Source organism: Cohnella fermenti (assembly GCF_004801405.1).
Classification (GTDB): Bacteria; Bacillota; Bacilli; order Paenibacillales; family Paenibacillaceae; genus Cohnella; species Cohnella fermenti.
Genome location: NZ_SSOB01000022.1, coordinates 88036 through 114438 on the forward strand (window position 1 = coordinate 88036; position 26403 = coordinate 114438).

At 60.8% G+C, this 26403-nt stretch carries 19 protein-coding genes and 1 riboswitch; of the genes, 5 read left to right on the forward strand and 14 right to left on the reverse strand.

What is annotated here, in order from left to right; genetic code table 11:
* The first annotated feature begins 172 nt into the window (after positions 1 to 172).
* The gene (locus E6C55_RS17795; protein WP_230986732.1) at positions 173 to 1147 is read left to right on the forward strand and encodes a M15 family metallopeptidase; all 975 of its coding nucleotides are present in this window, start codon (positions 173 to 175) and stop codon (positions 1145 to 1147) included.
* An 18-nt stretch (positions 1148 to 1165) separates the two neighbouring features.
* Here E6C55_RS17795 and E6C55_RS17800 read toward each other — a convergent pair whose 3' ends face one another.
* The 6 genes from E6C55_RS17800 to E6C55_RS17825 all read right to left on the reverse strand — a co-directional run bounded on the left by E6C55_RS17800 (position 1166) and on the right by E6C55_RS17825 (position 12644).
* Positions 1166 to 2614, reverse strand: coding sequence for a DUF4179 domain-containing protein (locus tag E6C55_RS17800; protein ID WP_136371162.1), 1449 nt, complete (start codon positions 2612 to 2614; stop codon positions 1166 to 1168).
* Positions 2607 to 3131 carry a sigma-70 family RNA polymerase sigma factor gene (locus E6C55_RS17805; RefSeq protein ID WP_136371163.1) on the reverse strand — a complete coding sequence of 175 codons (525 nt, stop codon included), beginning with the start codon at positions 3129 to 3131 and terminating at the stop codon, positions 2607 to 2609. The genes E6C55_RS17800 and E6C55_RS17805 overlap by 8 nt, the downstream gene beginning before the upstream one ends.
* 527 nt (positions 3132 to 3658) lie before the next feature.
* Positions 3659 to 4894, reverse strand: a complete 1236-nt coding sequence (gene odhB, locus E6C55_RS17810; protein WP_136371164.1) for a 2-oxoglutarate dehydrogenase complex dihydrolipoyllysine-residue succinyltransferase — start codon at positions 4892 to 4894, stop codon at positions 3659 to 3661.
* A 5-nt stretch (positions 4895 to 4899) separates the two neighbouring features.
* Positions 4900 to 7764: a 2-oxoglutarate dehydrogenase E1 component gene (locus E6C55_RS17815; RefSeq protein ID WP_136371165.1), complete on the reverse strand. Its 2865-nt coding sequence runs from the start codon at positions 7762 to 7764 to the stop codon at positions 4900 to 4902.
* Between the two features lie 306 nt (positions 7765 to 8070).
* Positions 8071 to 8658 (reverse strand): thymidine kinase, encoded by a 588-nt coding sequence (locus E6C55_RS17820; protein ID WP_136371166.1) that lies wholly within the window; start codon positions 8656 to 8658, stop codon positions 8071 to 8073.
* A 350-nt stretch (positions 8659 to 9008) separates the two neighbouring features.
* Positions 9009 to 12644 carry an ABC transporter ATP-binding protein gene (locus E6C55_RS17825; RefSeq protein ID WP_136371167.1) on the reverse strand — a complete coding sequence of 1212 codons (3636 nt, stop codon included), beginning with the start codon at positions 12642 to 12644 and terminating at the stop codon, positions 9009 to 9011.
* A gap of 43 nt (positions 12645 to 12687) precedes the next feature.
* Here E6C55_RS17825 and E6C55_RS17830 point away from each other — a divergent pair, with 43 nt between their 5' ends.
* Positions 12688 to 12942 carry a hypothetical protein gene (locus E6C55_RS17830; RefSeq protein WP_136371168.1) on the forward strand — a complete coding sequence of 85 codons (255 nt, stop codon included), beginning with the start codon at positions 12688 to 12690 and terminating at the stop codon, positions 12940 to 12942.
* Here the strand turns inward: E6C55_RS17830 and E6C55_RS17835 are convergent.
* The 4 genes from E6C55_RS17835 to E6C55_RS17850 all read right to left on the reverse strand — a co-directional run bounded on the left by E6C55_RS17835 (position 12936) and on the right by E6C55_RS17850 (position 16586).
* Positions 12936 to 13217 (reverse strand): hypothetical protein, encoded by a 282-nt coding sequence (locus E6C55_RS17835; RefSeq protein ID WP_136371169.1) that lies wholly within the window; start codon positions 13215 to 13217, stop codon positions 12936 to 12938. The two genes, E6C55_RS17830 and E6C55_RS17835, sit on opposite strands and share 7 nt — an antisense overlap.
* Positions 13218 to 13352: 135 nt before the next feature.
* The gene (gene sdhB, locus E6C55_RS17840) at positions 13353 to 14129 is read right to left on the reverse strand and encodes a succinate dehydrogenase iron-sulfur subunit (RefSeq protein WP_136371170.1); all 777 of its coding nucleotides are present in this window, start codon (positions 14127 to 14129) and stop codon (positions 13353 to 13355) included.
* A gap of 16 nt (positions 14130 to 14145) precedes the next feature.
* Positions 14146 to 15894, reverse strand: a complete 1749-nt coding sequence (sdhA, locus tag E6C55_RS17845; protein ID WP_136371171.1) for a succinate dehydrogenase flavoprotein subunit — start codon at positions 15892 to 15894, stop codon at positions 14146 to 14148.
* 14 nt (positions 15895 to 15908) lie between these two features.
* Positions 15909 to 16586, reverse strand: coding sequence for a succinate dehydrogenase cytochrome b558 subunit (locus tag E6C55_RS17850; RefSeq protein ID WP_136371172.1), 678 nt, complete (start codon positions 16584 to 16586; stop codon positions 15909 to 15911).
* 194 nt (positions 16587 to 16780) lie between these two features.
* Here E6C55_RS17850 and E6C55_RS17855 point away from each other — a divergent pair, with 194 nt between their 5' ends.
* Entirely contained in the window at positions 16781 to 17698 is a 918-nt protein-coding gene (locus E6C55_RS17855; protein ID WP_136371173.1) for a LysR family transcriptional regulator, read from the forward strand.
* 124 nt (positions 17699 to 17822) lie between these two features.
* Positions 17823 to 18506, forward strand: coding sequence for a 3D domain-containing protein (locus E6C55_RS17860; RefSeq protein ID WP_136371174.1), 684 nt, complete (start codon positions 17823 to 17825; stop codon positions 18504 to 18506).
* Positions 18507 to 19458: 952 nt separating this feature from the next.
* On the opposite strand, the gene E6C55_RS17865 is transcribed toward E6C55_RS17860, so the two are convergent.
* From E6C55_RS17865 to E6C55_RS17880, 4 genes are all read right to left on the reverse strand, one after another.
* Positions 19459 to 20277 carry a polysaccharide deacetylase family protein gene (locus E6C55_RS17865; protein WP_136371175.1) on the reverse strand — a complete coding sequence of 273 codons (819 nt, stop codon included), beginning with the start codon at positions 20275 to 20277 and terminating at the stop codon, positions 19459 to 19461.
* A gap of 135 nt (positions 20278 to 20412) precedes the next feature.
* Positions 20413 to 21075 carry a potassium channel family protein gene (locus tag E6C55_RS17870; RefSeq protein ID WP_136371176.1) on the reverse strand — a complete coding sequence of 221 codons (663 nt, stop codon included), beginning with the start codon at positions 21073 to 21075 and terminating at the stop codon, positions 20413 to 20415.
* A gap of 15 nt (positions 21076 to 21090) precedes the next feature.
* Entirely contained in the window at positions 21091 to 22434 is a 1344-nt protein-coding gene (locus tag E6C55_RS17875) for a TrkH family potassium uptake protein (protein ID WP_136371177.1), read from the reverse strand.
* Between the two features lie 59 nt (positions 22435 to 22493).
* Positions 22494 to 23837 (reverse strand): TrkH family potassium uptake protein, encoded by a 1344-nt coding sequence (locus E6C55_RS17880; protein ID WP_136371178.1) that lies wholly within the window; start codon positions 23835 to 23837, stop codon positions 22494 to 22496.
* 114 nt (positions 23838 to 23951) lie between these two features.
* A riboswitch (cyclic di-AMP (ydaO/yuaA leader) is annotated at positions 23952 to 24126 on the reverse strand.
* A 307-nt stretch (positions 24127 to 24433) separates the two neighbouring features.
* Here E6C55_RS17880 and E6C55_RS17885 point away from each other — a divergent pair.
* Positions 24434 to 26137: a CPBP family intramembrane glutamic endopeptidase gene (locus E6C55_RS17885; protein WP_136371179.1), complete on the forward strand. Its 1704-nt coding sequence runs from the start codon at positions 24434 to 24436 to the stop codon at positions 26135 to 26137.
* The last annotated feature ends 266 nt before the right edge of the window (positions 26138 to 26403 follow it).

The following is a 26403-nucleotide window of genomic DNA, read 5'->3' on the forward strand; positions in this document are numbered from 1 at the left end:
ACAATAAACAGCTCGTTTCCTTCTCGGTCAACCAAGTTTTCCGACAAAAACTTGCTTGATTCCAACCCGGACCGCGCATTCGACAAGCATTGCCATGATAAATCGACAATATCTACGAAACTTCTGCACGCCGCGCATCGTCTTAATAGATACAGAGAGGAGTTCGATCACATTGGGTACCAAAGCAAAGCTGCTCACCGCCGTCGTCGCCGCCGGCGTTCTTATCTGGGGATTCACGCAGATCGGGGAATGGGACGTATGGGCGCAGAAGGGTTCTTCCGCTTCCTTGGAGCCGAGCGCTTCCGCGCCGTCTTCTCCATCGGCTTCCGCATCGCAGACTCCCGCACAGTCGTCTCCCGAGGCTTCCGCTCCCGCCTCCGCGGCTCCGTCCGACGATTCGGAGGAAGGGACAAGCTCTCCCGCTTCGACGCCGCCGGCCCCCCCTTCCGAGGAGCCTGACGCGCTCACGGCGATGCTGCTGCAGAACGCGCCGGCCGTCACGACCAAGAAGAACGAGGACGGGCTGGCGGTCATCACGAATTCGGACAGCCTGCTCGTGCTCGTCAACAAGAAGAGGAACCTGCCCTCCACCTATATCCCGGAAGATCTCGTCGGTCCGAATGTGGAATTCTCGTTCTCGGGCGATTCGCCGAAGAAGCAGATGCGCAAGGTTGCCGCAGGCGCCTTGGAGGAGCTGTTCGCAGCGGCGAAGAAGGACGGCATTACGCTGAAGGCCGTCTCCGGCTATCGCTCCTACGCGACGCAGAAGTCCATCTTCGACCGCAACGCCGAGCTGAAGGGCGCCGACGTGGCGAATCAGACGAGCGCGCATCCGGGACAGAGCGAGCATCAGACGGGCCTGGCGATGGACGTCTCCAGCTCAAGCGCGAACTACGAGCTGGAGACGAAGTTCGGCGACACGAAGGAAGGCAAGTGGCTGGCGAAGCACGCGCATGAGCACGGCTTCATCATCCGCTATCCGGAAGGCTTGCAGGACATTACCGGCTACACGTACGAGCCTTGGCACGTCCGCTACGTCGGCCAGGACATCGCCGATGCCGTCTACGACTCGGGGCTGACGCTCGAGGAGTACATGGAGTCGTACGACCAGCAGGCGAAGGAAGCGCTGGCAAGCGCGAAGTCGTAAACCGTACGGGAGAAAAACCTACCACAACCTCAATCGATACTCCTGGCGCAAATACGAAGGGTACGTGAACAGCTTGAAGGTTAGCGGCTGCACATATGGCTTATCCTCCAGCATGAAGTACATCCCCTGCTCGCTGCCGGCCTGCCCGTCGACATTGTTCGTCCAGCCTCCCGAGGCGTCGAACGAGAATGCGGCTCCCGAGGCATCCGTGTAGCCGGAGTCGAAGAACGAATAAGACATCATGTCGTCCGCAGCGATCCCCTTCAGCGCCAGGGTCAGCTTTACTCCTTCGCTTGTTCGTTTGACCCCGCCCATGCTCAGCTTGTCGTCGGGAGCTTGAACGATTCTCAGGGCGTCCAGGTCGATCTGGACGTCCAGCTTGCTCTTGTCCAGCGCCCGGAACCAGCTCCCCTCCAGGGTCAAGCTCTTGGGCGTGCGATAATAATTGCTCTCGAAGAACAGAATCGGCTGATCGGTGTCGTTCCAGCCGCCCGTGCTCTTCCATTCCTCGCCCTGGTCGTCGACGAGCCGCATATCGCCCGGGTCGAACACCTGCATCGTGTTGGCCGGGTCGAACGACAGGTAGACGGCCACGCGCAGCGGCGAGATGACCGCCTTCTCGAACGTAATGGACTGATTCTGCGGGGAGATGGTCTCCTTGATGGGAATGACTCTCTTCTTGTCAACGTATGTCGCGGGATCAATGGGGAAGCCTACCTGGAACAGGAGCTCTTCTCCGGTCTCCGTCCGGCTCTCTTCTCCCGCCTCTTCCACGTTGGTCATTCCCTGATCTTCCGGCTTCAGGTGCAGACGCATATGCAGCGTCACGTGCTCGGGCCAGCGCGAATCGTTCGAATTCTGCCAGACATCTATGTTGCCGGAGACGATATTGTTGCCGTCCTCCCGGACCGGATCGCCGCGGCCGTATCCGTATCCGACGCTCAGCTTCTCCCCTTGCTCGTCCTCGAGCCAGACATCTCCCATCTCCAGCGGGGTCTGGTCCGCACGATTGCGCCATTCGTAGAAAATCACCATACGAGACTCGTCCACCAAGATGCCTTGAACAGTTACGCTCATTCCGTCTATCTCATCGGTTGCCCCGATCGACTGATAATCGTCGTTCTCCACCGCCAGGCGAATGCCCCGGTCTCCGTTCTCGATCAGCTCCACGAACCGCTCCAATCCGGGAATATCCCGCAGCATCGCGGCGAACACGGGAGAGACGCGGATCGAGAACAGGCAGACTAGCATGAGCATACAGGCCGACGCCAGCGTGATCCAGCGCTTCGCCGACCGTCTGCGGCGGCGCGCCCGTTCGGCGACGCCGGCCTCGATGCCGGCCCGAATCGCCTCGCCCATTCTCGCGTCCAGCGACGACTTTGCGTCAGACGCCTTCCCGCGCTGCAACTCTTCCGCCGAACCCGTCTCTTCGATCCGCCCGAGCTCCTCCTTTTCCTCCTTAGGCATGTTCTTCTCCCCCTTCTCCCCCGCATGCGGCCCTTAACTGCTTCAGAGCCTGGTGCAGCCATGTCTTGACCGTCCCCTCCGGCTTCTCCAGCAGGCGCGAGATCTCGCTCAGCGTCATGTCCTCGTAGTACTTCAGCAGGATCACGTGCCTTAGCTTCGGCTTCAGGTTGTCGATCTCCATTCCGAGCCCGATCCGGCCCGCCAGGTCGACTTCGCGCGACAATCGCTCCGGAACCTCGTCCACGGGCAGCATCCGCCTTCTGCGCTTGCGTTCGTCGAGGCAGTAATGAATCAGGATTCGAATCAACCACGTGTGGAAAAAACGCGGCTCCCTCAGCTTGCCCAGCTTCAGATAAGCGCGGTACGTTGTCTCCTGGATCGCTTCGACGGCGTCCTCTTCGTTCTTCAGATAGGTGCAGGCGATGCGGAAGAGTCGCTGCCTCTCGGCGTGAATCAACCCGTAGAACGCCTGATCGTCGCCGCGCTGCGCCGCCCGTACTTGCTCCTCGATCGTCATGCTGGCCCTCCCCTCACATTCATTAGACTTGCGAACGGCGGAAATGGTTTTGGGGATTGGGACGGTTGGCGGGATTTAGGGGATTGGAGATGTTGGGATGTTGGGATGTTGGGCGGTTGGGCGGTTGGGCGGTTGGGCGGTTGGGCGGTTGGGCGGTTGGGCGGTTGGGCGGTTGGCGAGAATGGCGAGGTTGGGGCGATTAGTGTGATTGGGGCGATTTATGTGATTTTTCGTATTCGCCGGCGCGTTTTCCGGATGGATCGAGGTGTTTTATATGATTTTTAGCATATATGAGGGCCGTTCGGGTCGGAATACTCCTTATGTATGTGGTTTTTCGCATAAAATCACGCAAAAGACCCGTTACCAGGACGCGCCAATGTGAAATTTCGCATAAATTCCCGGCAGCTATCGGCAGCCACGGCACCAGACCCTCCCGATAAGCGCGCCAAAAGCCGCCTCCGAAGGTCTTGCGACCTTGAGAGACGGCTTTGGCGAGGTGGCTGAGGATGACATGACAGCCCGGAGGATCAGCCTTCGAGCAGAAGGGTCTCCGGATCTTCGAGCAGCTCCTTGACCTTGACGAGGAATTGCACGGCTTCCGCGCCATCGACGATGCGGTGGTCGTAGGAGAGCGCGATGTACATCATCGGACGGATCGCGACTTCCGTGTTGTTGTTGATCGCAACCGGACGGTATTGGATCTTGTGCATGCCCAGAATGCCCACTTGAGGAGCGTTCAGGATCGGCGTCGACAGCAGGGAGCCGAATGTGCCGCCGTTCGTGATCGTGAACGTGCCGCCTTGCAGGTCGGACAGCGCCAGCGTGTTGGAGCGAGCCTTGCCGGCCAGATCGACGATCGAGCGCTCAATCTCGGCGAAGCCCAGCTTGTCCGCGTCGCGCACAACCGGAACGACGAGGCCTTCCTTGGCGGACACGGCGATGCCGATGTCGTAGTACTTCTTGGCGATGATGTCTTCGCCGTCGATCTCCGCGTTCAGCAGCGGGAACTTCTTCAGCGCGCCGACGACGGCCTTCGTGAAGAACGACATAAAGCCGAGGTTGACTTCGTTCTTCTCCTTGAAGGAGTCCTTGCGGCGCTTGCGCACGTCCATGATCGCAGTCATGTCGACTTCGTTGAACGTCGTCAGCATGGCGGCCGTGTGCTGGGCTTGAACGAGACGGTTCGCGATCGTCGCGCGGCGGCGGGACATCTTTTTGCGCTCATGCGGCTTGTTCGACGTGAACGCCGGCGCCGCTGGGGCCGGCACTGCTGCCGGAGCCGAGGCGGCTGCCGCAGCAGGGGCCGCCGTCGCCGTCGCTGGAGCCGCGCTCAGGTCGATGCCTTGCTCGCGAGCGTTCTTGCGGGCGGAAGGCGACCCGAGCGTAGCCGGGTTGGCCGCCGCTGCCGGAGCGGAGGCAGGGGCCGCAGCCGTTGCGACTGCCGCCGGAGCCGATGCTGCTACCGGCGCTGCGGCTGGCGCGGATGCCGCCGGGGCGGATGCTGCCGGAGCAGGTGCCGCAGCTCCGCCGCCTTCGCCGATGCGGCCGACGGCTTCGCCGATGCGGACCGTGTCGCCCTCGTTGCTGATGATCTCGGCGATCACGCCGTCTGCTTCGGCGCTGATCTCCAGGTTGACTTTATCGGTCTCGAGCTCGAGAAGCAGGTCGCCCTGCTTCACCGAGTCGCCGACCTTCACTGCCCATCTGGCAATCGTTCCTTCGGTAATCGATTCGCCCATTGCTGGAACAATAATATCTTGCACTGCTGTTACCTCCCCAGGTTATGAGCCAAAGTCGGACTCGGCTTTAGCGATTGGTGTAGGATGAATTGCTGCTCGAGAACGTGAATTTGCTGGAAGCCCGTAGCCGGACTCGAACGGTCCGGACGTCCGATATAGCGCACTTCGACGCCGGCCGGCGCGAGCTCGCGAACGCGCGGCTCGGCGAAGCTCCAGGAACCCATGTTGCGCGGCTCTTCCTGAACCCATACGATCTCCTTCAGGTTCGGGAAGCGTGCCAGCACGGCCGCAATCTCTTGGGCCGGGAACGGATAGAGCTGCTCGACGCGAACGATGTGCAGCCAGTCCATATTGTTCTCTTTCTCCTTCTCGAGGGCATCCTCGAGATCGATCGCTACCTTGCCGGAGCAGAGGACGAGGCGTTCGACGCGATCGGCCTTGCCGCCGAGTCCCGGCTGCTGGACGATCAGCTGGAACGAGCCCTTCTCAAGCTCTGCCGGAGAGGATGCGGCGCGCGGATTGCGCACCAGGCTCTTCGGCGAGACGAGCACGAGCGGCCGCACGTCTTCCGTTCCGAGCATGCTCGCCTGACGGCGAAGCAGGTGGAAGTACTGCGCGGAGCTGGACAGGTTCGCAACCGTCCAATTCTCTTCGGCGCACAGTTGCAAGTATCTCTCCAGACGAGCGCTGGAATGCTCCGGGCCCGCGCCTTCGTAGCCGTGAGGCAGCAGCATGATCAGACCGGACTTCTCGGACCACTTCGTGCGGCCGGAGGAGATGAACTGATCGATCAGCACCTGCGCGACATTGCTGAAGTCGCCGTATTGCGCTTCCCAGATGACCATCGTCTCCGGAGCGAACACGTTATAGCCGTATTCGAAGCCGAGAACGGCCGCTTCGGACAGCGCGCTGTTGTGGATCGCGAACGATGCCTTCGCCTGCGGCAGGTGATGCAGCGGGCAATACGTCGAGCCCGTGTTCGGATCGTGCAGCACCAGGTTCCGGAAGGCGAACGTCGCGCGTTCCGCGTCCTGACCGGTAATCCGGATCGGCGTGCCGTCCGCCAGAATGGAGGCGAACGCCAGCGTCTCCGCATGGCCCCAGTCGAGCTTCTCTCCGTCGTTCATCGCGTTCGCGCGGCGCTCGAGGATGCGCTGCAGCTTCGGATAGACGGTGAAGTCCTTCGGCCAGTTCAGCAGCTCCGAATTGATCTCGCGAAGCGTCTTCAGATCGACGCCCGTCTCGACCGCCTTCGCTTGCTGCGACGCCTCCGGAGTCTGGTGAACGGCCTCTTGGGTCTCGCTCTTCTTCATCTCTTCGTATGCAGCCTTCAAGCGATCGACGACCTCGTTCTTGATGCGGCCGTACTCTTCCTCGCTGAACCGGCCCTTGGCGATCAGCTTGTCGGCGTACAGACGGCTGACCGTCGGGTGAGCCTTGACCTTCTTGTAGATAAGCGGCTGCGTCGATTCCGGATCGTCCGTCTCATTATGGCCGTACCGGCGATAACCGATCAGGTCGATCAGGAAGTCCTTCTTGAACAATCTTCTGTATTCGCTCGCCATGCGGGCGGCAGCGATGACCGCTTCCGGTTCGTCCGCATTGACGTGGATAATCGGAATCTCGTAACCCTTGGCCGGATCGCTCGCATAATGGGTCGAACGGGAATCGAAGCTCTCCGTCGTGAACCCGATCTTGTTGTTCGCGATGATGTGAATCGAGCCGCCGATGCGGTAGCCGTTCAGTTGGCCGAGGTTCATCGTCTCCGTCACGATGCCTTCGCCCGGGAACGCCGCATCGCCGTGAATGACGATGGAGGCGGCCAGATCCTCGTTGCGGACCGGGTAGCCCGTCTTGGAGCGATTCTCTTGAGCCGCCCTTGCGAAGCCTTGCACAACCGGATTGACATATTCCAGATGGCTCGGGTTATTCGCCAGCGTGACGCGCGTAACGGCCGTCTCGCCGGTCTTGATCGAACGGTTGGCGCCCAGATGGTACTTCACGTCGCCCGACCAGCCGTAGTTCATGCCGATGGAGCCTTCCGCCGGAACGACGGCCTTATTCGTGGAATGATAGAACTCCGAGAAAATCTTTGTGTAAGGCTTCTCGAGCACGTGGGCGAGCACGTTCAGGCGGCCGCGGTGGGCCATGCCCATCGTGATCTGGCCGACGCCCGCGTTCGTCAGCTCGTGAACGATCTCGTCGACGAGGGCGATAAGCGCGTCGTTGCCTTCGACGGAGAAGCGCTTCGCCCCGACGAACGTCCGCTGCAGGAAGTCTTCGAACTGCTCGGCTTCGAGCAGACGCTTCACGAGCTTGCCGCGCTCTTCCGCGTTAAGCGACTGCGTCGGAACGAGCTTCTCGGCATAATCGTTCAGCCACTGGCGCTCCGCTTCGTCATGCACGTGGCCGAACTCGTAAGCGATCGGACCGGAATACACCTCGCGCAGCTTGGCGATCGCGTCCCAGCCGTTCCGCACCTCTGCGGGAGCTTCTTCCCAGACGAGGCTTGCCGGCAGAGCGGCCAGATCCTCTTGCTTCAAGCCGTACGTGTCCGGCTCGAGCACCTTCATGCTCGGCTTCCCGTCGATGCCGAGCGGATCGATATCGGCGGCCAGATGGCCGTAAGTACGAATATTCCAGACGAGCTTGCCTGCGTCTACGGCATGCTTCAACTGCCGGGCACTCAATCCGGCGGACGGCGCTGCGGGCGCGGCTCCGGAAGCATGCTCAAGAAGAGGAGGCGCTCCTCTTGTGGCGAACAGCTCACGATACTCCTGGGACACGGATTCCGGGTTCGTCAAGTAAAGTTCGTATTGCTCTTGGATGTAGCCCAAATTCTGCCCATAATACGTTTGCCAGTTAAACGGCAAGTCACGCTCTTCAGTTGGCATTGTCCTACCCCTCAGTAAACTAATTAGTTAGTAAGGTTAAGTTGTCGATTCTCATATCACTTGAAATTATAGTATATCCTGCGCCATGATAAAAATAATCAATTCCTATCGATATCATCTCAATCCGAGATAGGTCAACCGAAAGATTGCCTAGCGATGCGAGATGGATCGAGCCTCCGCACCATTTTGTGGAAGCGATTCCACCTGGAGTCGCAACAATTCAACGCTCAAATCTCTGGGGGCGGCGCTTCGGATCGCCATCGCGCATCCGCTCTCGCCGCCTCCTGCGCAACCTCATCCCGATGATTACGACTTCGACTTGAAGGCGGCCTGGTAGCATCTTCGGCAGACGGGCTTGTAGTCCTCGTTCCCGCCGATCTGGATCTGGTCCCCCTCGTTGATCGGCACTCCGTCCTTGTAGCGAATGACCATCGTCGCTTTCCGGTCGCAGTACCAGCAGATCGTCTTCACTTCCTCGATCTTGTCCGCATAGACGAGCAGGTTATAGCTGCCTTCGAAAAGATTGTTCTGAAAGTCGTTCTTCAGCCCGAACGCCATGACTGGGATACCGAGCTCATCCACGATTCGCGTCAACTCCACCACGTGCTGCTTCGTGAGGAATTGCGCTTCGTCGATCAGCACGCAATAGATTCGCCGATCAGGGCCGGTGTGCCGCTGCACGCATTCGAAGATGTCGGTGGCTTCGTCCACCGGAATCGCCTTCCTCGTCATGCCGACGCGCGAGCCGATCTGGTCGGCTCCGTCCCTCGTGTCGATGGCCGGCGAGAACAGAAGCACCTGCTTGCCCTGCTCCTCGTAATTGTGGGCGACCTTGATGATCTCGAACGATTTGCCGCTGTTCATCGTCCCGTATTTGTAATAGAGCTGTGCCAATCTTGTCCCTCCAACTCCCGATTCGTATCGCCATCATCTGTCGCCATTTATTATACAGAACATTCCCTGCCAACCCAACCGTCGGGGAAAATCGTTGGTACGACCGGCCCTGACGATTACGCGGTGGATGGAGAATATCCGAACCTCTGTAATTTTATATGTTTTTTTACATTCGTCGGCTTGGATGGGGAGGCAATCGCCCAAATGATCCGTTATCGGACTGTGCGAATGTTGTTCATATAAAAGCCAGTGGCTGACGGGTTCGGAGGTTCGGTCGGAAGCTCCAAGCACAAGCGCAATCGCCCCCCGCCCGGCTTAGTTGGCCGAACGAGGGGCGATCTCTGCTCCTTCTATAAGCTCGCCTCTTCGGCGGCTCTGCGCAGCACCCAGCCTTGGGCTCTGCGGCGCTCCTCCCAGAAGCGGCGGTAAATCCCTCCGCTTGCGAGCAGCTCCTTGTGCGTGCCGGCCTGCACCGCCCTGCCTTCGTCGATCACAACGATCTGATCGGCACGGCGCACCGTGTGCAGCCGGTGGGCGATGATCACGACCGTCCGATCGCGCGCCAGCTCCTCGAACGCTTCCTGAATGTAGCGCTCGTTGTCCGGATCGACGCTGGCGGTCGCTTCGTCCAGCAGGATGATCGGCGCCTCCTTCAGAATCGCGCGCGCAATCGAGATGCGCTGCCGCTGGCCGCCCGACAGCAGCCCGCCGCCTTCGCCGACCTTCGTCTCGTAGCCGTCCGGCAGCTCCGTGACGAAGTCGTGGCACCGCGCCTTGCGGGCCGCCTCGATGACCTGCTCCATGCTCGCATCCGGATTGCCGTAGCGGATGTTGTTCGCGACCGTATCGTTGAACAGATACACATCCTGGAAAACAAATGCGAGCTTCCGCATCAACTCGTCCGAGCTCATGCTGCGCACGTCCGCGCCTCCGATCGTCACCGAGCCCTGCTGCACATCCCAGAAGCGCGCGATCAGATGCAGCATCGTCGTCTTGCCTCCGCCCGAAGGGCCGACAAGCGCCGTCGTTCCCTTCTCCGGGATGACCAGGTTCAATCCGTTGAGAACGGGCTTGTCGTCATACGCGAAGGTCACATCGCGGAATGCGATCTCGTTGCCGCGGCCAGCCTGAGCGGCGGACGGCAGCACCGCCATGTCCTCGGCCTGGATAATATCGTTCATATGGCCTACCGTCGTCGCGAACATCCGCTTGAACATGGCGTAATCCATAAGCGGCAGCGGCTCGTAGAAGCAGATCGCAAGCACGAGGAAGACGAGGAAGCCGGACGGCTCCAGCGTTCCCTGTCCCACGAAGATCCCGCCGACGAGGAGCACCAGCGACAATCCGAGCTCGAACGCGACATTGTAGATCGCCGTGTAAGGCGTCAATTCCCGATTGATCGCGATGCTGGCATCCCTGTATTCGCGAATCGTCTCGTCGTAGCTCCTCATCCGGCTGCCTGCGAGGCCGAAGGAGCGGATGACGGCGATGCCGCGAATATACTCCAGAATCCGGCTATTCGCCGCCTGGCGCGCGACGGACAGCTTCTGCATAATCAGCTTGAGCTTCCGCTCCGCCAGCCCTGCGGAGATAACGCTTAGCGGAACGCCGACCAGCGACACCAGCGCAAGCCGCCAATCGATCCACAGCATGGCGAGAAGAATGAGCGGCGGAATGACAAACGCTTTGATCAGGCCGACGACAATCGACGGCACGTAGATGTAACTGCCCGCATCCGTCTTCACTCTCGATTCCAGCACGGAAGCGTCTTTTTGCAAGAAGAAGCCGTAAGGAACCTTGCGCAGCCGATCTCCCAGATACAGCCGAATGTGCGTCAAGTAATGGCCGAACAGCGGGAAGCTCCACCGATTCGTCAGATAGTAGAACAGCCCCTGCCCGACGAACATGAGCGCCATCCAGCCGACCGCTTGCCATGCCTTGTCCGTGTGTCCGGCGAGCAGCTCATGCAGAACAACGATTACGGCGATGGACCCAAGCGCGGCGAAAATATTCTCGAAAAACGAAAATACGAGCGCCCCCTTCAGCTTGTTCCCCTTCTCCCCGGCCAGCAGCAGCGATTGCTGCAAGGAGGACATCTGTTCCAGACGGCGGTGAGGATCGTCCGCTTCCGGCTTGCCGGATTGTCCCTTGCCCGCCGATGCCGTGCTCGTGTCCTGCGGTTGCGCAACCGCCGTTGCCGCCGGCCTGCGCTCCGTGCGTTCCGCGTCGGGAACGAGCCGCTCCTCCTCCAGGTCCTCCGTACCGGCCTCGTACGATTCCCACATGCGGCGATACAGCTCGCTGGTCTGCAGCAGCTCGTCGTGTGTCCCGGCTGCCGTCACGCGGCCTTGGTCCATAACAACGATCTGATCGGCGTGAATGACGGTTCCCAGCCGGTGAGCGATCGCCACAACCGTCTTCGGTTCGCCGGTAGCCGGATGAAGCAACCCTGCAATCGCATCCTGAATGCGGGCTTCGTTCTCCGGATCGACAAGCGCCGTCGCCTCGTCGAGCACAATAATCGGAGAATCCTTGAGCACGGCGCGCACGAGGCTGATCCGCTGCCGCTGCCCCCCGCTGAGCGTCATTCCTCCTTCGCCGATCATCGTGCGATAGCCTTGCGGCAACTGCTCGATGAACTCGTTGCAGCCGGCGCGTCGGGCTGCGACCATGACCTCCTCGTCCGAAGCGTCGGGCTTGCCGAGCCGAATGTTGTCCATGACCGTTCCCCGGAACAGATACGCCTCCTGGAAAACAAACGATACAAACGACAGCAGCCGTTCCTCGTTCATCTCCCGCACATCGACGCCGCCGATCGTCACGCTGCCGCTGTCCGTGTCCCAGAAGCGGGGGAGCAGCCGGGCGATCGTCGTTTTGCCTGCGCCGGAGGGCCCGACCAGCGCGGTCATCGTTCCGGCGGGAATGGATAGCGACACATCGCTGAGCACCGTTTGCTTGTCATAGGCGAAGGTGACGTTGTGCAAGCGAATGCTCGCATCCTTCGGCGACTGAGCTTGCTCGGCTGCGGCCATCTCTTTTTCTTCGAGCATTTTGCTGACGCCTTTGAGCGCTGCGGCCAGCCGGAACGCCGTCATGCCGCTGGAACGCAGCATCTTGAACAGAGCGGCGCCCACGCCCAAGGACATAAGAATAAAGAAAACAAGCACGGGAATCGTCATCTGCTCGCGAGCGATGAGCCATACGCCGGACGGAACGACAATGAGCAGCGCCGTCCGCGAGAGCACCACCGCGATCGTCTTGAACGGCATCCCCTTTCTCTCGATCTCGGAGGAAGTGTCCGAGAAGCGGCGGACCGCCTCCGCATACGTCCCGAACGCCAGCTCGGTCCGGGAGAAAGCGCGAATGACCTTCATGCCGTACACATACGTCAGAATCGCGCTGCTGACCGCCGCTCCCGCCGGACCGAATCCGGCTTGCAGCGGCTTCAGGAAGGTCATGACCACCGCATAGCCGCCCACCGTGACGGCGATGAAGGCGAGCACCGCCAGCCCCATCCGCCAATCCATCGCGAACATGATCGCGAAGGACAGAATCGGCAGCGCCGTGCTGGCCGTCAGATCGGGAAGCAGGTGGGCGATGCCTTCCTCAAGCTGCTCCACATCCTCGTTCAGCGTATGCTTGATTCTGCCGCTGTCCGTCCGGTCGAAGTAGCCGAGCGGCAGCCTCGCCAGCTTATCGGCCAACGCCATGCGAACCTCGTACACGACATCGTAAGCGACGCGGTGCGTCCAATTCGTCGACAAGGCCGTCAGCAGTCCTTTGAGCACAATCGCCACCAACGCCGTGGCGGCGAGCGTGGTCAGTTGCGCTTGATCGTCCAGCAGACTGCCGTCGACAAGCCCCACGCCGATTCGGTAAATCACCCAATAAGGAACAAGCCCCATCAGGGTAGCGATAACCCCCGTCGCGATCGAGCCCGCGAGCGCGGCCTTCCGCTTAAGCAGGAATGGCTTCAGGCGCGCCATCGGGGACGGCGGCTTCGCCCGCTTGGCCTTGGGGGTGCCGGCGTTGGAAGCGTCAGCCTTGGAGGTGCTGGCCTCGGATGCGTTGGGCTTTGTCGCGTTGGCCCTGGAGGTGCTGGCCTCGAACGCGTTGGGCTTTGTCGCGTTGGCCTCAGACGCGTTGGCCGTAGATGCGGCAGCATTTGTCGCATTGGCCTTTGCGGCAGCATCGGGTTTGGCTTGCGTTTGCTTGTGCGTTTGCGTTTGTGGTTCCGTAACGGTCACCTCTCGCAATAATATTATTGATAATCATTATCAATGATAACAAGAGGATATCAGGAACACAATGCTTTCGCTGGAATTTGTTGCGGGCAGCTTCGTTCCCCCTCCTCCGCTCGCCCCCTCCTCCCGCCCGTAACGCTCGCTCTCCACTCCCTCGTTCCTCGCCGCTTCCGCACCTCTTCCACCGAATACCGTTCCTGTCCCCGCCGCACTCTGCTGCTTCCTCTCGCTTCCTCTCCCACCAGTAACCTTGTTCTCCACTTCCTGGTTCCTCGCTACTTCCGCTTCCACGTCTCTCTCGTTCCTACCATCCATCGTTTGCTGGCACCCAGATCGGCACGAGGGGCGGGACGCTAGGCGGGATTCTTCGCGCTCTCGCCCTATCCCGCGCCCACAAGCCGCCAAAACCCGCCCGGCCAGCGGCCGAACGGGTTTTGTGCGAATGCAATGTTACATGCCAAGCCACTTCTTGAACATGTGCTTGGTCGTGTCCTTGTTGATCGCCGCGATCGAGGTCGTCAGCGGGATGCCCTTCGGGCAGGAGCGCACGCAGTTCTGCGAGTTGCCGCAGCCTTCGATGCCGCCATCGGTCATGAGCGCGTCGAGGCGCTCGTGGGCGTTCATCTCGCCCGTCGGGTGGGCGTTGAACAGGCGCACCTGCGAGATCGGCGCCGGGCCGATGAAGCTCGAACGGTCGTTGACGTTCGGGCACGCCTCAAGGCAGACGCCGCACGTCATGCACTTGGACAACTCGTATGCCCATTGGCGCTTCGATTCCGCCATGCGCGGGCCGGGGCCGAGGTCGTACGTGCCGTCGATCGGAATCCACGCCTTGACGCGCTTCAGCGCGTTGAACATGCGCTGGCGGTTGACGACGAGGTCGCGGACAACCGGGAACGTCGTCATCGGCGCGATGCGGACCGGCTGCTCCAGGTTGTCGATCAGCGCCGAGCAAGCCTGACGCGGCTTGCCGTTGATGACCATCGAGCAGGCGCCGCACACTTCCTCGAGGCAGTTCGATTCCCAGACGACCGGAGTCGTCTTCGCGCCGTCGGCCTTGACCGGATTGCGCTGGATCTCCATCAGCGCGCTGATGACGTTCATGTTCGGGCGGTACGGAATATCGAACTCTTCGGTATAAGGTTCGGAATCCGGCGTCGCCCGACGGGTAATGATAAACTTGACTGTACGCTTCGCAGTAGCCGTTGCCGTAGCCGTTTCAGCCATCTTTTCCCCCTCCTCCTCAGTGCTTGTTCGTCGTGTAGTCGCGCTTGCGCGGCTTGATCAGGGAGACGTCTACTTCCTCGTAGGAGATCTCCGGCCCTTCCTTCGTCCACTTCGCCAAGGTCGTCTTGAGGAAGTCTTCATCGTTGCGTTCCGGGAAATCCGGCTTGTAGTGGGCTCCGCGGCTCTCGTCGCGCAGCAGGGCGCCCTTGGTCATCGCCTCGGACAGCTCGAGCATGTTCCACAGTTGGCGCGTGAAGGCGACGCCCGCGTTGTTCCACTGGGCGGTGTCGTTGATGTTGATCTTCGTGTAGCGCTGCTTGAGCTCCTTGATCTTGCCCAGCGTCTGCTCAAGCTTGTCGTTGTAGCGAACGACGGTCATATTGTTCGTCATCCACTCGCCGAGCTCCTTGGCGATCACGTAGGCGTTCTCCGTGCCGTCCATCTTCAGGATGGACTCGTACTTGTCGGATTGCTTCTTGCCTTCGCGGGCGAAGACGCTCTCCGATACGTCGTCCGCGGACTTCTTGAGGCCCTTGACGTATTCGATCGCCTTCGGTCCCGTCACCATGCCGCCGAAGATGGCGGAGAGCAGGGAATTCGCGCCGAGACGGTTCGCGCCGTGATATTGGTAGTCGCATTCGCCGCAGGCGAACAGACCCGGCACGTTCGTCATCTGGTTATAGTCAACCCACAGTCCACCCATCGAGTAGTGAACAGCCGGGAAAATCTTCATCGGAATTTTGCGCGGGTCGTCGCCCGTGAACTTCTCGTAGATCTCGATGATGCCGCCGAGCTTGACGTCCAGCTCCTTCGGGTCCTTATGCGACAGGTCGAGGAAAACCTTGTTCTCGCCGTCGATGCCGAGCTTCTGGTTGACGCACACGTCGAAGATCTCGCGGGTCGCGATGTCGCGCGGCACGAGGTTGCCGTACGCCGGATACTTCTCTTCGAGGAAGTACCATGGCTTGCCGTCCTTGTACGTCCAGATGCGTCCGCCTTCGCCGCGGGCCGATTCGCTCATCAGGCGGTTCTTGTCGTCGCCCGGAATGGCCGTCGGGTGAATCTGGATCATCTCGCCGTTCGCGTAATGAACGCCTTGCTGATAGACCGCGCTCGCCGCCGTGCCGGTGTTGATGACGGAGTTCGTCGTCTTGCCGAAGATGATGCCCGGTCCGCCCGTCGCAAGAATAACCGCGTCGCCGCGGAACGTCTTCACTTCCATCGAGCGCAGGTCCTGCGTCGAGATGCCGCGGCAGATGCCGTCGTCGTCGATGATCGCGGACATGAACTCCCAATGCTCGAACTTCTGCACGAGCCCTGCGGCTTCCCAGCGGCGAACCTGCTCGTCCAGCGCGTACAGCAATTGCTGGCCCGTCGTCGCGCCGGCGAACGCCGTGCGGTGGTACTGCGTGCCGCCGAACCGGCGGAAGTCAAGCAGGCCTTCCGGCGTGCGGCTGAACATGACGCCCATCCGGTCCATCAGGTGGATGATGCCCGGAGCGGCTTCGCACATCGCCTTGACCGGCGGCTGATTCGCGAGGAAGTCTCCCCCGTATACCGTATCGTCGAAGTGCTCCCAAGGGGAGTCGCCTTCGCCCTTCGTATTGACAGCTCCGTTGATGCCGCCTTGCGCGCACACGGAGTGGGAACGCTTGACCGGGACAAGCGAGAACAAGTCGACGCTCATGCCGGCTTCCGCCGCTTTGACGGTTGCCATAAGTCCCGCGAGACCGCCGCCGACTACGATGATTTTACCTTTAGCCATTGCTACTCCTCCTCTTAACCGAGCATTGCCGGGCTCAAGCTGTCGATGGCTGCGGACGCCGAAGCGAACTCATCGCTGCGGAAGGCGAACAACGACAGGATGAACAGAACGGCAACGATGACGAAGATGCCCATGCAGATGCGCGAAGATACCTTCTGGGCGCGCGGACCGATCGTGATTCCCCAACTGACGAGGAATGCCCACACGCCGTTGGCGAAGTGGAAGGTCGCTGCGAGAACCGCCACGAAGTACAGAATAAAGAAGCCAGGCTGCGTCACGATGTCGTGCATGTGCTGGCCGATCTCTTCGTTCGTCGTATTGCCGAGGGCGACTTGAACCCGCGTCTGCCAGATATGCCAGATGACGAAAATAAACGTGAACACCCCGGTAATCCGCTGAAGCGCAAACGCCCAGTTGCGCCCGTAGTTGAAGCGGCCGACGTTCAGATTCGACGTGAAGGCCAGGTACAGGCCATAGATGCCGTGGAACAGAATCGGCAGCCAGATCATGAAGAGCTCCAAGAAGAAGATCAGCGGCAGGTCATGCAGCCCGCTCACGCTGTCCTGGAAGCCTTCCTTGCCCCCCTCGAATGCCGAGTAGTTCGTCAGGGCGTGCTCGATGAAGAACAATCCCAACGGGATGACTCCGAGCAACGAATGAAGCTTGCGGGGTAAAAACGAGTTTCCGCTCATGTCGTTGTGCTTGCTCCTTTCAAGTCCGTCCGGTTGACGCGCCTGGATCGCTTATAAGTCCAAATTTGGCCATAAAGCGTCCAACCGTCACCATTTCGTCACGCTTTCTAGGTTAACCTATTTTCGCTTATAATGGAATTGCTAATTCCTTATTACTTCTTATAACTTATTAACATAAGCGAAGGAGGAGCCCCATGCTGGAAGATATGAAGCTGTTCGCCACCGTCGTCGAACATACGAGCCTGAACCGTGCCGCCGAGCGACTGAACGTCACGCAGCCCGCGCTGTCCCGGAGAATCGCGCGCATGGAGCGCGAGCTTGGCGTCGACCTGTTCCGCCGCATCGGGAAGCGGCTTGAGCTGACGCCCGCCGGCCAGATCACCTATGAATTCGCAGTCGAGCTTCGCCATTCCTATTCCGACTATCTGCAGAAGCTGAACGCCTATCGTTCCGTCGATACGACGCTCGCGACAATCGGGGCCAGCCTGACGACGCTCCAGACGACGCTGCCCGGCCTGATTGCCTCCATGACCGAGAAGCATCCGCACATCGAGATCAAAGCCATCACCGGCAAGTCCCACGAGATCGCGACTCTGGTCAAGGAGGGCAAGGTCGACTTCGGGATCGTCGCCTCTTCGGTCGAAGACGATCCTTCCATTACAAGTATACCCTTATTCGAAGACACGTTGATGCTTGTCCTTCCCAAGCTGCATTTTCATACCATTGAGCGCAGTCCCTTCCCGGTGGAAAACCTAAACGGAATGCCGATGATCCTGTTCTCCCCCGGCACCTGGTACCGGACGATGACGGACGAGCTGCTGAGGAGGTACGGACTGAAGCCGGACGTGCGCATGGAGATCGACTCCTTCGAGGCGATCATCCGCCTGCTCGCGCCGCTTCGCGCGGGCACGCTGCTGCCGCGATCGTACATTCGCCCCGAGCTGATGGAGGACAACGGCCTTCTCGTCATTCCGATCTCGGAGTTCGAGCTGACCAAGCGGACGACTTCCCTCATCTACAGTCAGCCCGTCTGGATGACCGCTTCGACGAAGTACCTCATCGAGGAGACGATCGCTTACTTCGGGAGAGCCGGGACGGCCGCGGCAGATTAAAGTCCTCTAATGGGCGCAGTTCCCAGTTCCGCCGCGCGGACAGGGTATGGTATCCTCGGATGGAAGCAGCCCGGACCATTGCCATTCCGTGCCATTCCGGCCGGGCGCCAAGGAGGACTCATCCATGAACCTGCACAAGCTCGGAAGACGGGCCGCCGCGCTCGCTCTCGGCGGAGCCCTGATGCTTCCCGCCATGAACGCCTTCGCCGCAACGACCTATACGGCAACGGACAACGACACCTTCTGGACGCTGTCCAAGAAGTTCGGCGTCCCGCTGGCGTCCCTGATGAACGCGAACCCGAAGATCGACCCTCTCAACATTTATAAGGGACTTAAGATTGCGATCCCGTCCGGCACCGCAGCCAAGACGACGACGGCGAGCGCAGCGAAGGCCGCGGCAACGACGACAACCGCAGCGACGATGAAGGCCGCGGCGACAACGTCGACCGCAGCCAACACCGTCACGACGGCATCCGGCGCCGTCCTCGGCTACTCCAAGGCGATTACGATGAAGGCAAGCGCTTATTCCGCCTCCATCGAAGAGAACCCTTGGGGAGCCGTCGACTACTTCGGCAACGCGCTGAAGCTCGGCACCATCGCCGTCGACCCGAAGGTCGTCCCGCTCGGGACGAAGGTGTACATCGCCGGCTACAACTTCGCCGGGCTCCCCGCGGGCGGCATGATCGCCACCGCCTCGGACGCCGGCAGCGCCATCGTCGGCAACCGCATCGACATCTTCATTCCGGACACGCCGGCGAACGTCTCGGAATTCGGCTTCCAGAACGTGAAGCTGTACATTCTGGAATAGCGCGACCAAAAAAATCCGTTTGGCCTTCAGCATACATCCAGATCGGGTCCGGCGCGGTCGGTTTTGTCGCTGTGAGGCGAGACAGAGGGGAGTGGCGGGGTTCGCGATCGGTGATCCAACGAACGTTCTCATCCCGCCGTGCGCTATCTCTTCTTCTCTCCGCCTCCTCGCCAGATAATTCCCATATTATGGTAAAGACAAGGCCGCTATCCCCCTTCTGCGCGTTTATGCCTCTTCTCCCCGCGGCTCAGGAACCTCTTGGCTCTTCGCCGCACCCCGACCGCCGCCGGGTGTTCCCCACTCCTTCCGATCCTGAACGAACGGGAGAGGAGACCTAATGCCTCCAGAGGGGGAAAAGGTGCGGGGGAGAAGGCGCGCGGGGGGAGGAGGTGCCGCGTACCGGATGCCTGGCAAGCTGATCTCTAGGCGTTGTGCGCGGCGCTCCTCTCCCGCTCCGTTGGCCCGTATCGCAGGGGGGACAACCGTTCGGGTTGTCATAGCGGTTTTTCGCATAAGGATGACGGTCGAGACATCGCGCCCTGACCGTTCCACCCCACGCTGTTCGTACCTCCGGTCCGACGGCTTTTGCCCTCTGATCCGCCGGCTTTTGCTCGATTTTATGTGGTTTTTCACATTCATCGGTTTGAATGAGCCGCTATCTCGGCATTTTATGTGATTTTTAGCATATATGCGGCAACTGAAGCCGGAATTTTCTCTATATAAGCTATTTTTCATATAGAATCGTCCAACCTGCCCGTTATCGCGACGCTCGAATGTGAAATTTCACATAAATTTCTTGTATCGGCGAGTCCGGCGAGATGCCCGGCCCCCCCCCTCCCGCACGATTCAACTTATAGGTGATTCTTCGCATAAAATCCCGCCCGCCGCGCTACAATTCCGCCCCGCACTCGGTATCCGCGCACTTCATGCCGCTTCGCGCCAATATACGGTCTCAGTCGCTCTTGCTCTCGGGGAGCTGGAGCAGCTCCGGCAGCGTCACCGGCTCGTAGCCGCTTGCGCGCAGCCATTCGATCAGCTTCGGCAGCGCCTTGACCGTGCCGTACAGATTCTGCCCCGTTCCTCCGCCCGCATGAAGCAGAATGATCGAGCCCGGCCGGACCGCGCTTGTCACGTTCCGGAACACAAGCGGGGCGCTGAGCTGCCGCCAGTCCGACGAATCGACGTCCCAATTCACGACGGTGTAGCCCATCTTCTGCGCCCAATCGAGCTGCGACAGCCGGATCTCGCCGTACGGCGGGCGAATAAGCCGCGGCGCGAACCCGACCGTGCTCTGCAGCGCAGCCTCGGTGGCGCGAATCTGCTTCCTCATTCCCGCGATTCCCAGCTTCGAGAAGTTGGGATGATCGAACGAATGGTTGCCGATCGCATGGCCTTCCGCATGAATGCGCCTCACCAGCTCCGGAGCTTGGAGCGCCCGGCTGCCGACGACGAAGAACGTCGCCTTGACGCGCTGCTGCTTCAGCACGTTCAGAACAAGCGGCGTATAGCGCCGATCCGGCACGTCGTCGAACGTCAGCGCCACCTGCCGCGACGGCTTCGGGGCGGACAGCACGAACGCGCCCTTGTAGCGCCGCTGCATCTCCGCCCAGCTCGCGCCGGAGGGCTTGTCAAGACTTCCGGCTTCCCGCCCGCCGGCGGACGCCTCTCCCATCGGCAGAAGAAGCAGCAGCGCGCACAGCATGCCCGCCAGCGCTCGTCTCCATCCTCGTCCCCAGCCGCTTCTCCATCCGCCAACCCAATCGCCTAGCATCCGGCCATCCCCTTTTTCCCCCCGCATGGACATTGCCCTTAGCGTGAGCGAAGAGGAGGGTTCTCATTCAATGGAGACCAACATTCCGCCAATGGAGACCAACATTCCGCGGAGCTTCGCTTATTCCCAGTCCGCTCAGGAGCCGATCGACTCCTGGAACTGCTCGATCGACTCGTTCGTGCCGATGACGACCATGACGTCGCGCTCGGTCAGCACATCCTCCGCGTTCGGGGCAATGATGATCCCCTTCGGCTTGTTGATCGCCACGATGCTGCAGCCGTACTTCCCCCGCGGATTGACGTCCGCAAGAGACTTGCCGGTCAGGCAGCCTGGCACCGCCAGCTCGGCGATGGTGTACTTCTTGGACAGCTCGATATAATCGAGCAGGTTCGGAGATACGAGCTGATGCGCGACGCGTATGCCCATGTCCCGCTCCGGATAGATGACCCGATCGACGCCGATCCGCTCCAGCACCCGGCCGTGCAGCTCGTTCACCGCCTTCGCGACGACCTTCTTCACGCCGAGCTCCTTCAGCAGGATCGTCGCCAGAATGCTCGCCTGGATATCGTCCCCGATCGCCACGACGCCGCAGTCGAAGTTGCGCGCCCCGAGCGAACGAAGCGCCTCCTCCTCCGTCGCGTCCGCGACAACGGCGTGGGTGAGCACCTTGCTCAGCTCCTGCACCGTCTCCTCATTCCGGTCGATGCCGAGCACCTCGTAGCCGAGCTGAATAAGTTCCTTGCCGATGCTCGAGCCGAATCTTCCCAAGCCGATGATGACGAACTGATGCATCTTCATGTAGTCATCCTTCTCCTACCCGATAATAATCTTGCCTTCCGCATAGCGGAACAGCACCCGCCCCGGCTTCCGCCCGAGCGCATAGCCCATCGTCAACGGTCCGATTCTTCCGATGAACATCAGAACAATGATGACAATCTTCCCGAACATAGTCAGCTCCAGCGTCAGTCCCATCGTCATGCCGACGGTGCTGAAGGCGGACGTCACCTCGAACAACAACTTTAGAAAATGATGGTCTTCCGTCGCCGACAGCAGCATCGTGGCCAAGAGGATCAGCGTAAGCGACAGGAGCGTGATCGTCAGCGCCTTGTACACTCTCTCCTGCGCGAGCCGGTAGCGGAACAGGACGACATCGTCCTTGCCCCGGATCATGGCGATCACCGCGCCGATCAGCGCCGCGAACGTCGTCGTCTTGATCCCGCCGCCCGTCGAGCCCGGGGACGCCCCGACGAACATCAGCAGCACAAGGAAGAACTGGGTCGCCTGCCGCAGCGAGGCGATGTCGAGCGAGTTGACGCCGGCCGTTCGCGGCGCCACCGACTGCATGAACGCGGCGAGCAGCTTCTCTCCGAAGCCGAGCGGCTGCATCGACGCCGAATTCGTATACTCGAAGACGAAGATGACGAGCGCCCCGAAGCCGATTAGGAAGCCGGTCGTGGCGAGCACAACCTTCGAATGCAGCGTAAGCCGCCGCGTTCTCCGCCAATCGATCAAGTCAGACAGAACGATGAAGCCGAGGCCGCCGAGAACGATGAGCAGCATCGAGACGATATTGACGGCCGGATCGCCCGCATAGTCGGTGAGGCTCCTGTACTGGCCCATAATATCGAAGCCGGCATTGTTAAAGAAGGACACCGAGTGGAAAATCCCATAGTATATCGCGCGGCCCGGACTCATATCCAATAAGAAGCGGACGGACAGGAGGATCGCTCCGGTCAGCTCGATGACGAGCGCGTATACGATAACCCGCCGGACGAGCCGCACGATCCCTTCCATGCTCGTCTGGTTCAGCGCTTCCTGCAAAATGAGCCGTTCGCGCAGCGAGATCCGGCGCTTCAGGAAGAAGGCGAACAGCGTCGCCATCGTCATGAAGCCGAGGCCGCCGACCTGGATCAGCGCCAGAATGACAAGCTGGCCGAACAGCGTCCAGTGCGTCCCCGTGTCGAGCGTCACGAGCCCCGTCACGCAGGCGGCGGACGTCGCCGTGAACAGCGCGTCGATCACGCTTGTCGTCTCGCCGGCGACCGTTGCCGCCGGGAGCCCGAGCAGCAGCGTGCCGACCGCAATGATGGCGGCGAAGCCCAGCATCAAGAGTCTCGGCGGAGATCCGTAGATCCATCTCAAGCTGCTCGCGAACATTCGGTTCTCCTCCTCTTGGACTCTCTCTCGTATGCTGGCGCTTTTTTGAGGGGGCACCCTTACCCGATGATGATCTTGCCTTCCGCGTGCCGGTACAGCGGCCGACCGTGCTTCGGCCCGACCGCATAGAACAGCGTGAACGGCCCGAGCCGGCCCATGAACATGAGCAGGATCAGAATCAGCTTGCCCGCGTCCGTCAGCTCCGGCGTAAGGCCGGTGGAGAGGCCGACCGTCGCGAACGCCGACGTCGACTCGAACAGCACGCCCATGAACGTATGATTCTCCGTAACCGAGAGCAGCATCGTTCCGGCCACGACGATGAGGAACGAGAACAGCGTCACCGTGATCGCCTTGTAGACGCGCTCCCGCTCGATCGTATGACGGAGCAGAACGACATCCTCGCGGCCGCGGAACACCGCCAGCACCGCAACGATAAGCACCGCGAACGTCGTCGTCTTGATGCCCCCGCCCGTCGAGCCCGGGGAGACCCCGATGAACATCAGGATGACGAGCAGGAACTGCGTCGCCTGCCGCAGCGACGACACGTCGATCGTCGTAATGCCGGCCGAGCGAGGCGTCATGGAATGGAGCAGCGCCGCGAAGATTTTGTCCGCCGTGCCGAGCGGTCCGAGCGTCTTCTCGTTCGTGAACTCGAAGAGCAGGATGACGATGGCGCCAACGACGAACAGCAGGAGCGTGACGCAGATCGCCACCTTCGAATGAAGCGACAGCCGCCGGTTGCGCCGATATTCGACGAGGTCGGCCAGTACAACGAAGCCGAGGCCCCCGAGAATAATCAGGATGATCGAGAGAATGTTAACGAACGGGTCCGATATGTAATTCGACATGCTCCGGTAGTCGCCGAACAGGTCGAAGCCCGCATTGTTGAAGATCGACACCCCGTGGAAAATCCCGTAATACAAAGCCCGGCCCGGAGGCATGTCCAGCATGAAGCGAAGGGTGAACAGGAGCGACCCGGCGAGCTCGATCGTCAGCGCATAGTTGATGACGCGGCGCACGAGACGGATAATGCCTTCCAGGTTGTTCTGGTTAAGCGATTCCTGCAGAATCAGCCGCTCCTTCAGCGATACCTTCCGCCGCAGGAAGAGGGCGAACAGCGTGCCCATCGTCATGAAGCCGACGCCGCCGATCTGCACGAGAACAAGGATGACCCAATGCCCGAATACGGAGAAGAACGTGCCCGTATCGACGACGACAAGGCCGGTGACGCAGGTGGCGGACACCGATGTGAACAGCGCATCGATCCAGCGGATCGATTGCCCGTCCTTCAACGAGATCGGCAGCTTCAACAGGATCGCGCCGACCAGAATGATGGCGACGAAGCCCAGCGTTAACGCCCGCGGCGGGGATGAGGCGAGCCATCCTTTGGCTTGCTTGTACAATTCGCTCTCCCCCCGATTCTGCCCTGTAGTCGTGATCTCTCGGCTAATATTAATCTCTCCGCAAGGGAGAAGAACAAAACAAAAAGCACTGGAGCTCCAGTGCTTAGACACGAGTCCTGTTCCAATAGCAGCCTACGAGGTTAGCTGACGGGTTCGGGCCTGAAACAGTGAGCCCTATCCGATAACGCCGGGAGGCGCTCGGAATTCACCCCGGGTGCCGCGTGCGGACGGGCCGCTCGCGTGCGTTTGGTTCCCCCGTTTTCTTGCAGAAATTCGGCTGGATAGTATGATGGTAAGAGGCGCATTCGTTCGCGCGATTCGCGTGCGGCAGGCGCACGGCTGACAGCGGCAATCCGCCTCAACGAATTATAGCCCCCTTGCCCGGCCGGGACAAGCGCGATATTGGGCAGATTTTGCCCTATTCCGCTTCGCTGGGCGGCTGTACGGCCCTTAATGGGGAGGATGACGATGATTCTTCCTCATTCTCTCGATCATACAACCATTTAAAGAGTTTGGCCACGAGAATTGTAGCAAAAAGGGCCTGCGCCCCGACTGTATGCGTTTACTTGCCGCGATGGCGAACGGAGTGATCATCCTTGTTCTCGAGACGTTGGGTTGTTGTATCCATAATCGGCTTGCTCGCCTTCCTCTGGATTCAGGTCGGGCCGGGCATTCGCACTATGTTGACGGAAGAGAGCACCGGCGTGCTGTCCCGCGACGACGCGCAAGCAGCCGCCTTCGGCTTGGCCGAGTCCCGCTGGGGGATCGAACGCGGGCAGGTGGCGGCGACCCAGCTCACGCATCGAAGCGACAACGATGCGATCGCTTATCTGTCGAGGGAGAAGCTGCTGGGCGATTACGAGGAGCAGTGGGACGCCAGCTATCCTACCGACGTGTACCGGGCGGATCTGCAGCTCGCGGACGGACGCTGGCTCCGCCTCGAGCTGCACATGCTGACCGGCAAGCTTGTCGGCTGGGCGTGGTTCGGGGAGGCCGGTGGGGCCGCAAGCGATCCAACCGCCTCCAATTCGCCCGTCTACGACGACGCCCAGTCCGCCTCAACTTCCGCTTCTCCTGCTTCCGACTCTCCTTCTGCCTCCGACGTGAAGGCGTTCCTGAAGACGTGGGGCTACGAGCCTGCGGAGTGGGAAGCGACGGGCGGCGTGACCGAGAACGGCGACTTCGTCTACCAGTCGAGGAAGGCTCCTCTAGGGGAAGCTCGCCTGCAGCTTCTCGTCAAGCCGAACGAATCGATCTCATACCGACTTCTGCTGCCGGACTCGTTCACGGCTTATCTCGACAAGCAGGAGGAGCGCGCGACGAAGTGGTCGCTCACCGGCTACCTCTTGCCGATGATCGTGCTGTTCGTCCTCTCGATCGCGTATGCCATCCGCTATCGCCGCTGGACCTCGCTGCGCCGGGGCTGGCTGCTCTCGCTTGCGTACTTCGGCCTCTACGCGGCGTTCACCTGGAACATGATCGCCGGATTCCGCTCCCAGTCGGATGGCCAAGGAGCCCCTTCGACGGACGGCTCCGTGGAGGCGCTCATTATTCTGAACGTCTTCATCCTGGCGGCCACCGCCATCCTGACGTCCTTCTCCGCATCCGGCGGAGACGGCCTGTGGCGCTCCATGGGCTTCAAGCTGTGGCCCTCCTGGCGGGATGCCGACTTCGGCGGTCAGGTGCTGCGCAGCATGAAGACGGGCTACGGCCTCGGCCTCATCATCCTCGGCGCCCAGTCCGTCATCTTCCTCGGCCTGGACGGCTGGCTCGGCTCGTTCACCGGCTCGGACGCATCGCAGTCGACCTACAACATGACGTACCCGTGGCTGCTTCCGTCTCTCGCCTGGTGTGCGGGCATCTCGGAGGAGCTTATCTATCGCTTCTTCGCCTTCGCGCTTTTCCGCCGCTGGCTCATCGGGCTCGCCCGCCTTGTGACCGGGCGGGAGCCGGGACGCCTCGCCGCCGGGGCGCTCACCTTCGCCGCAATGCTGCCACCGTCGCTGTTCTGGGCGTTCGGCCACGTCGGCTATCCGATCTATCCGGTCCAATCGCGCGTCATCGAGCTCATGATCATCGGTGTCCTGATCGGCTGGTTCCTGCTCCGCTTCGGCCTCATGGCCGTCATCTTCGCCCACGTAACGCTCGACGCCATTCTCATGAGCGTGCAGCTTATATTCGACGGCCTGCCGTACGATCCCGTCAGCGGCCTCATCAGCATGACGATGCCCGCCCTCGTCGGGCTCGCGCTATGGAAGCTGCACGGCCGGTTCTCCAAGAGTCGGCCCGGCGTGGAGTAGGGCATGGAGTAGATAGAAATGAGGATGCTCCTGGCCCGCACATCGACGCGCTGTCGGGGCTGTCGGCGAATGCGCGGTATCCCGAGAGGGCCAGATGAGTCGTGGTGACTCATCTGAACACCTTGCCGGCCGGTTGGCGGGGCCAGTTGAGTCACCATGGACCCAAGTTGACCGCCAACCGTCGCGTGACCGCCCCGAGATGAGTAACCACGACTCATCTGATCGCCAACCGCCGCATGTCCATCTCGAGATGAGTAACCACGACT

Coding starts and splice junctions, on each gene's coding strand:
- sdhB (WP_136371170.1), bottom strand. CDS start 14,129: ATGGCTGAAACGGCTACGGCAACGGCTACTGCGAAGCGTACAGTCAAG.
- E6C55_RS17815 (WP_136371165.1), bottom strand. CDS start 7,764: ATGCCAACTGAAGAGCGTGACTTGCCGTTTAACTGGCAAACGTATTAT.
- E6C55_RS17835 (WP_136371169.1), bottom strand. CDS start 13,217: ATGGATGGTAGGAACGAGAGAGACGTGGAAGCGGAAGTAGCGAGGAAC.
- E6C55_RS17825 (WP_136371167.1), bottom strand. CDS start 12,644: ATGGCGCGCCTGAAGCCATTCCTGCTTAAGCGGAAGGCCGCGCTCGCG.
- E6C55_RS17805 (WP_136371163.1), bottom strand. CDS start 3,131: ATGACGATCGAGGAGCAAGTACGGGCGGCGCAGCGCGGCGACGATCAG.
- E6C55_RS17870 (WP_136371176.1), bottom strand. CDS start 21,075: ATGAAGATGCATCAGTTCGTCATCATCGGCTTGGGAAGATTCGGCTCG.
- E6C55_RS17860 (WP_136371174.1), top strand. CDS start 17,823: ATGAACCTGCACAAGCTCGGAAGACGGGCCGCCGCGCTCGCTCTCGGC.
- E6C55_RS17800 (WP_136371162.1), bottom strand. CDS start 2,614: ATGCCTAAGGAGGAAAAGGAGGAGCTCGGGCGGATCGAAGAGACGGGT.
- E6C55_RS17850 (WP_136371172.1), bottom strand. CDS start 16,586: ATGAGCGGAAACTCGTTTTTACCCCGCAAGCTTCATTCGTTGCTCGGA.
- E6C55_RS17855 (WP_136371173.1), top strand. CDS start 16,781: ATGCTGGAAGATATGAAGCTGTTCGCCACCGTCGTCGAACATACGAGC.
- sdhA (WP_136371171.1), bottom strand. CDS start 15,894: ATGGCTAAAGGTAAAATCATCGTAGTCGGCGGCGGTCTCGCGGGACTT.
- E6C55_RS17865 (WP_136371175.1), bottom strand. CDS start 20,277: ATGCTAGGCGATTGGGTTGGCGGATGGAGAAGCGGCTGGGGACGAGGA.
- E6C55_RS17875 (WP_136371177.1), bottom strand. CDS start 22,434: ATGTTCGCGAGCAGCTTGAGATGGATCTACGGATCTCCGCCGAGACTC.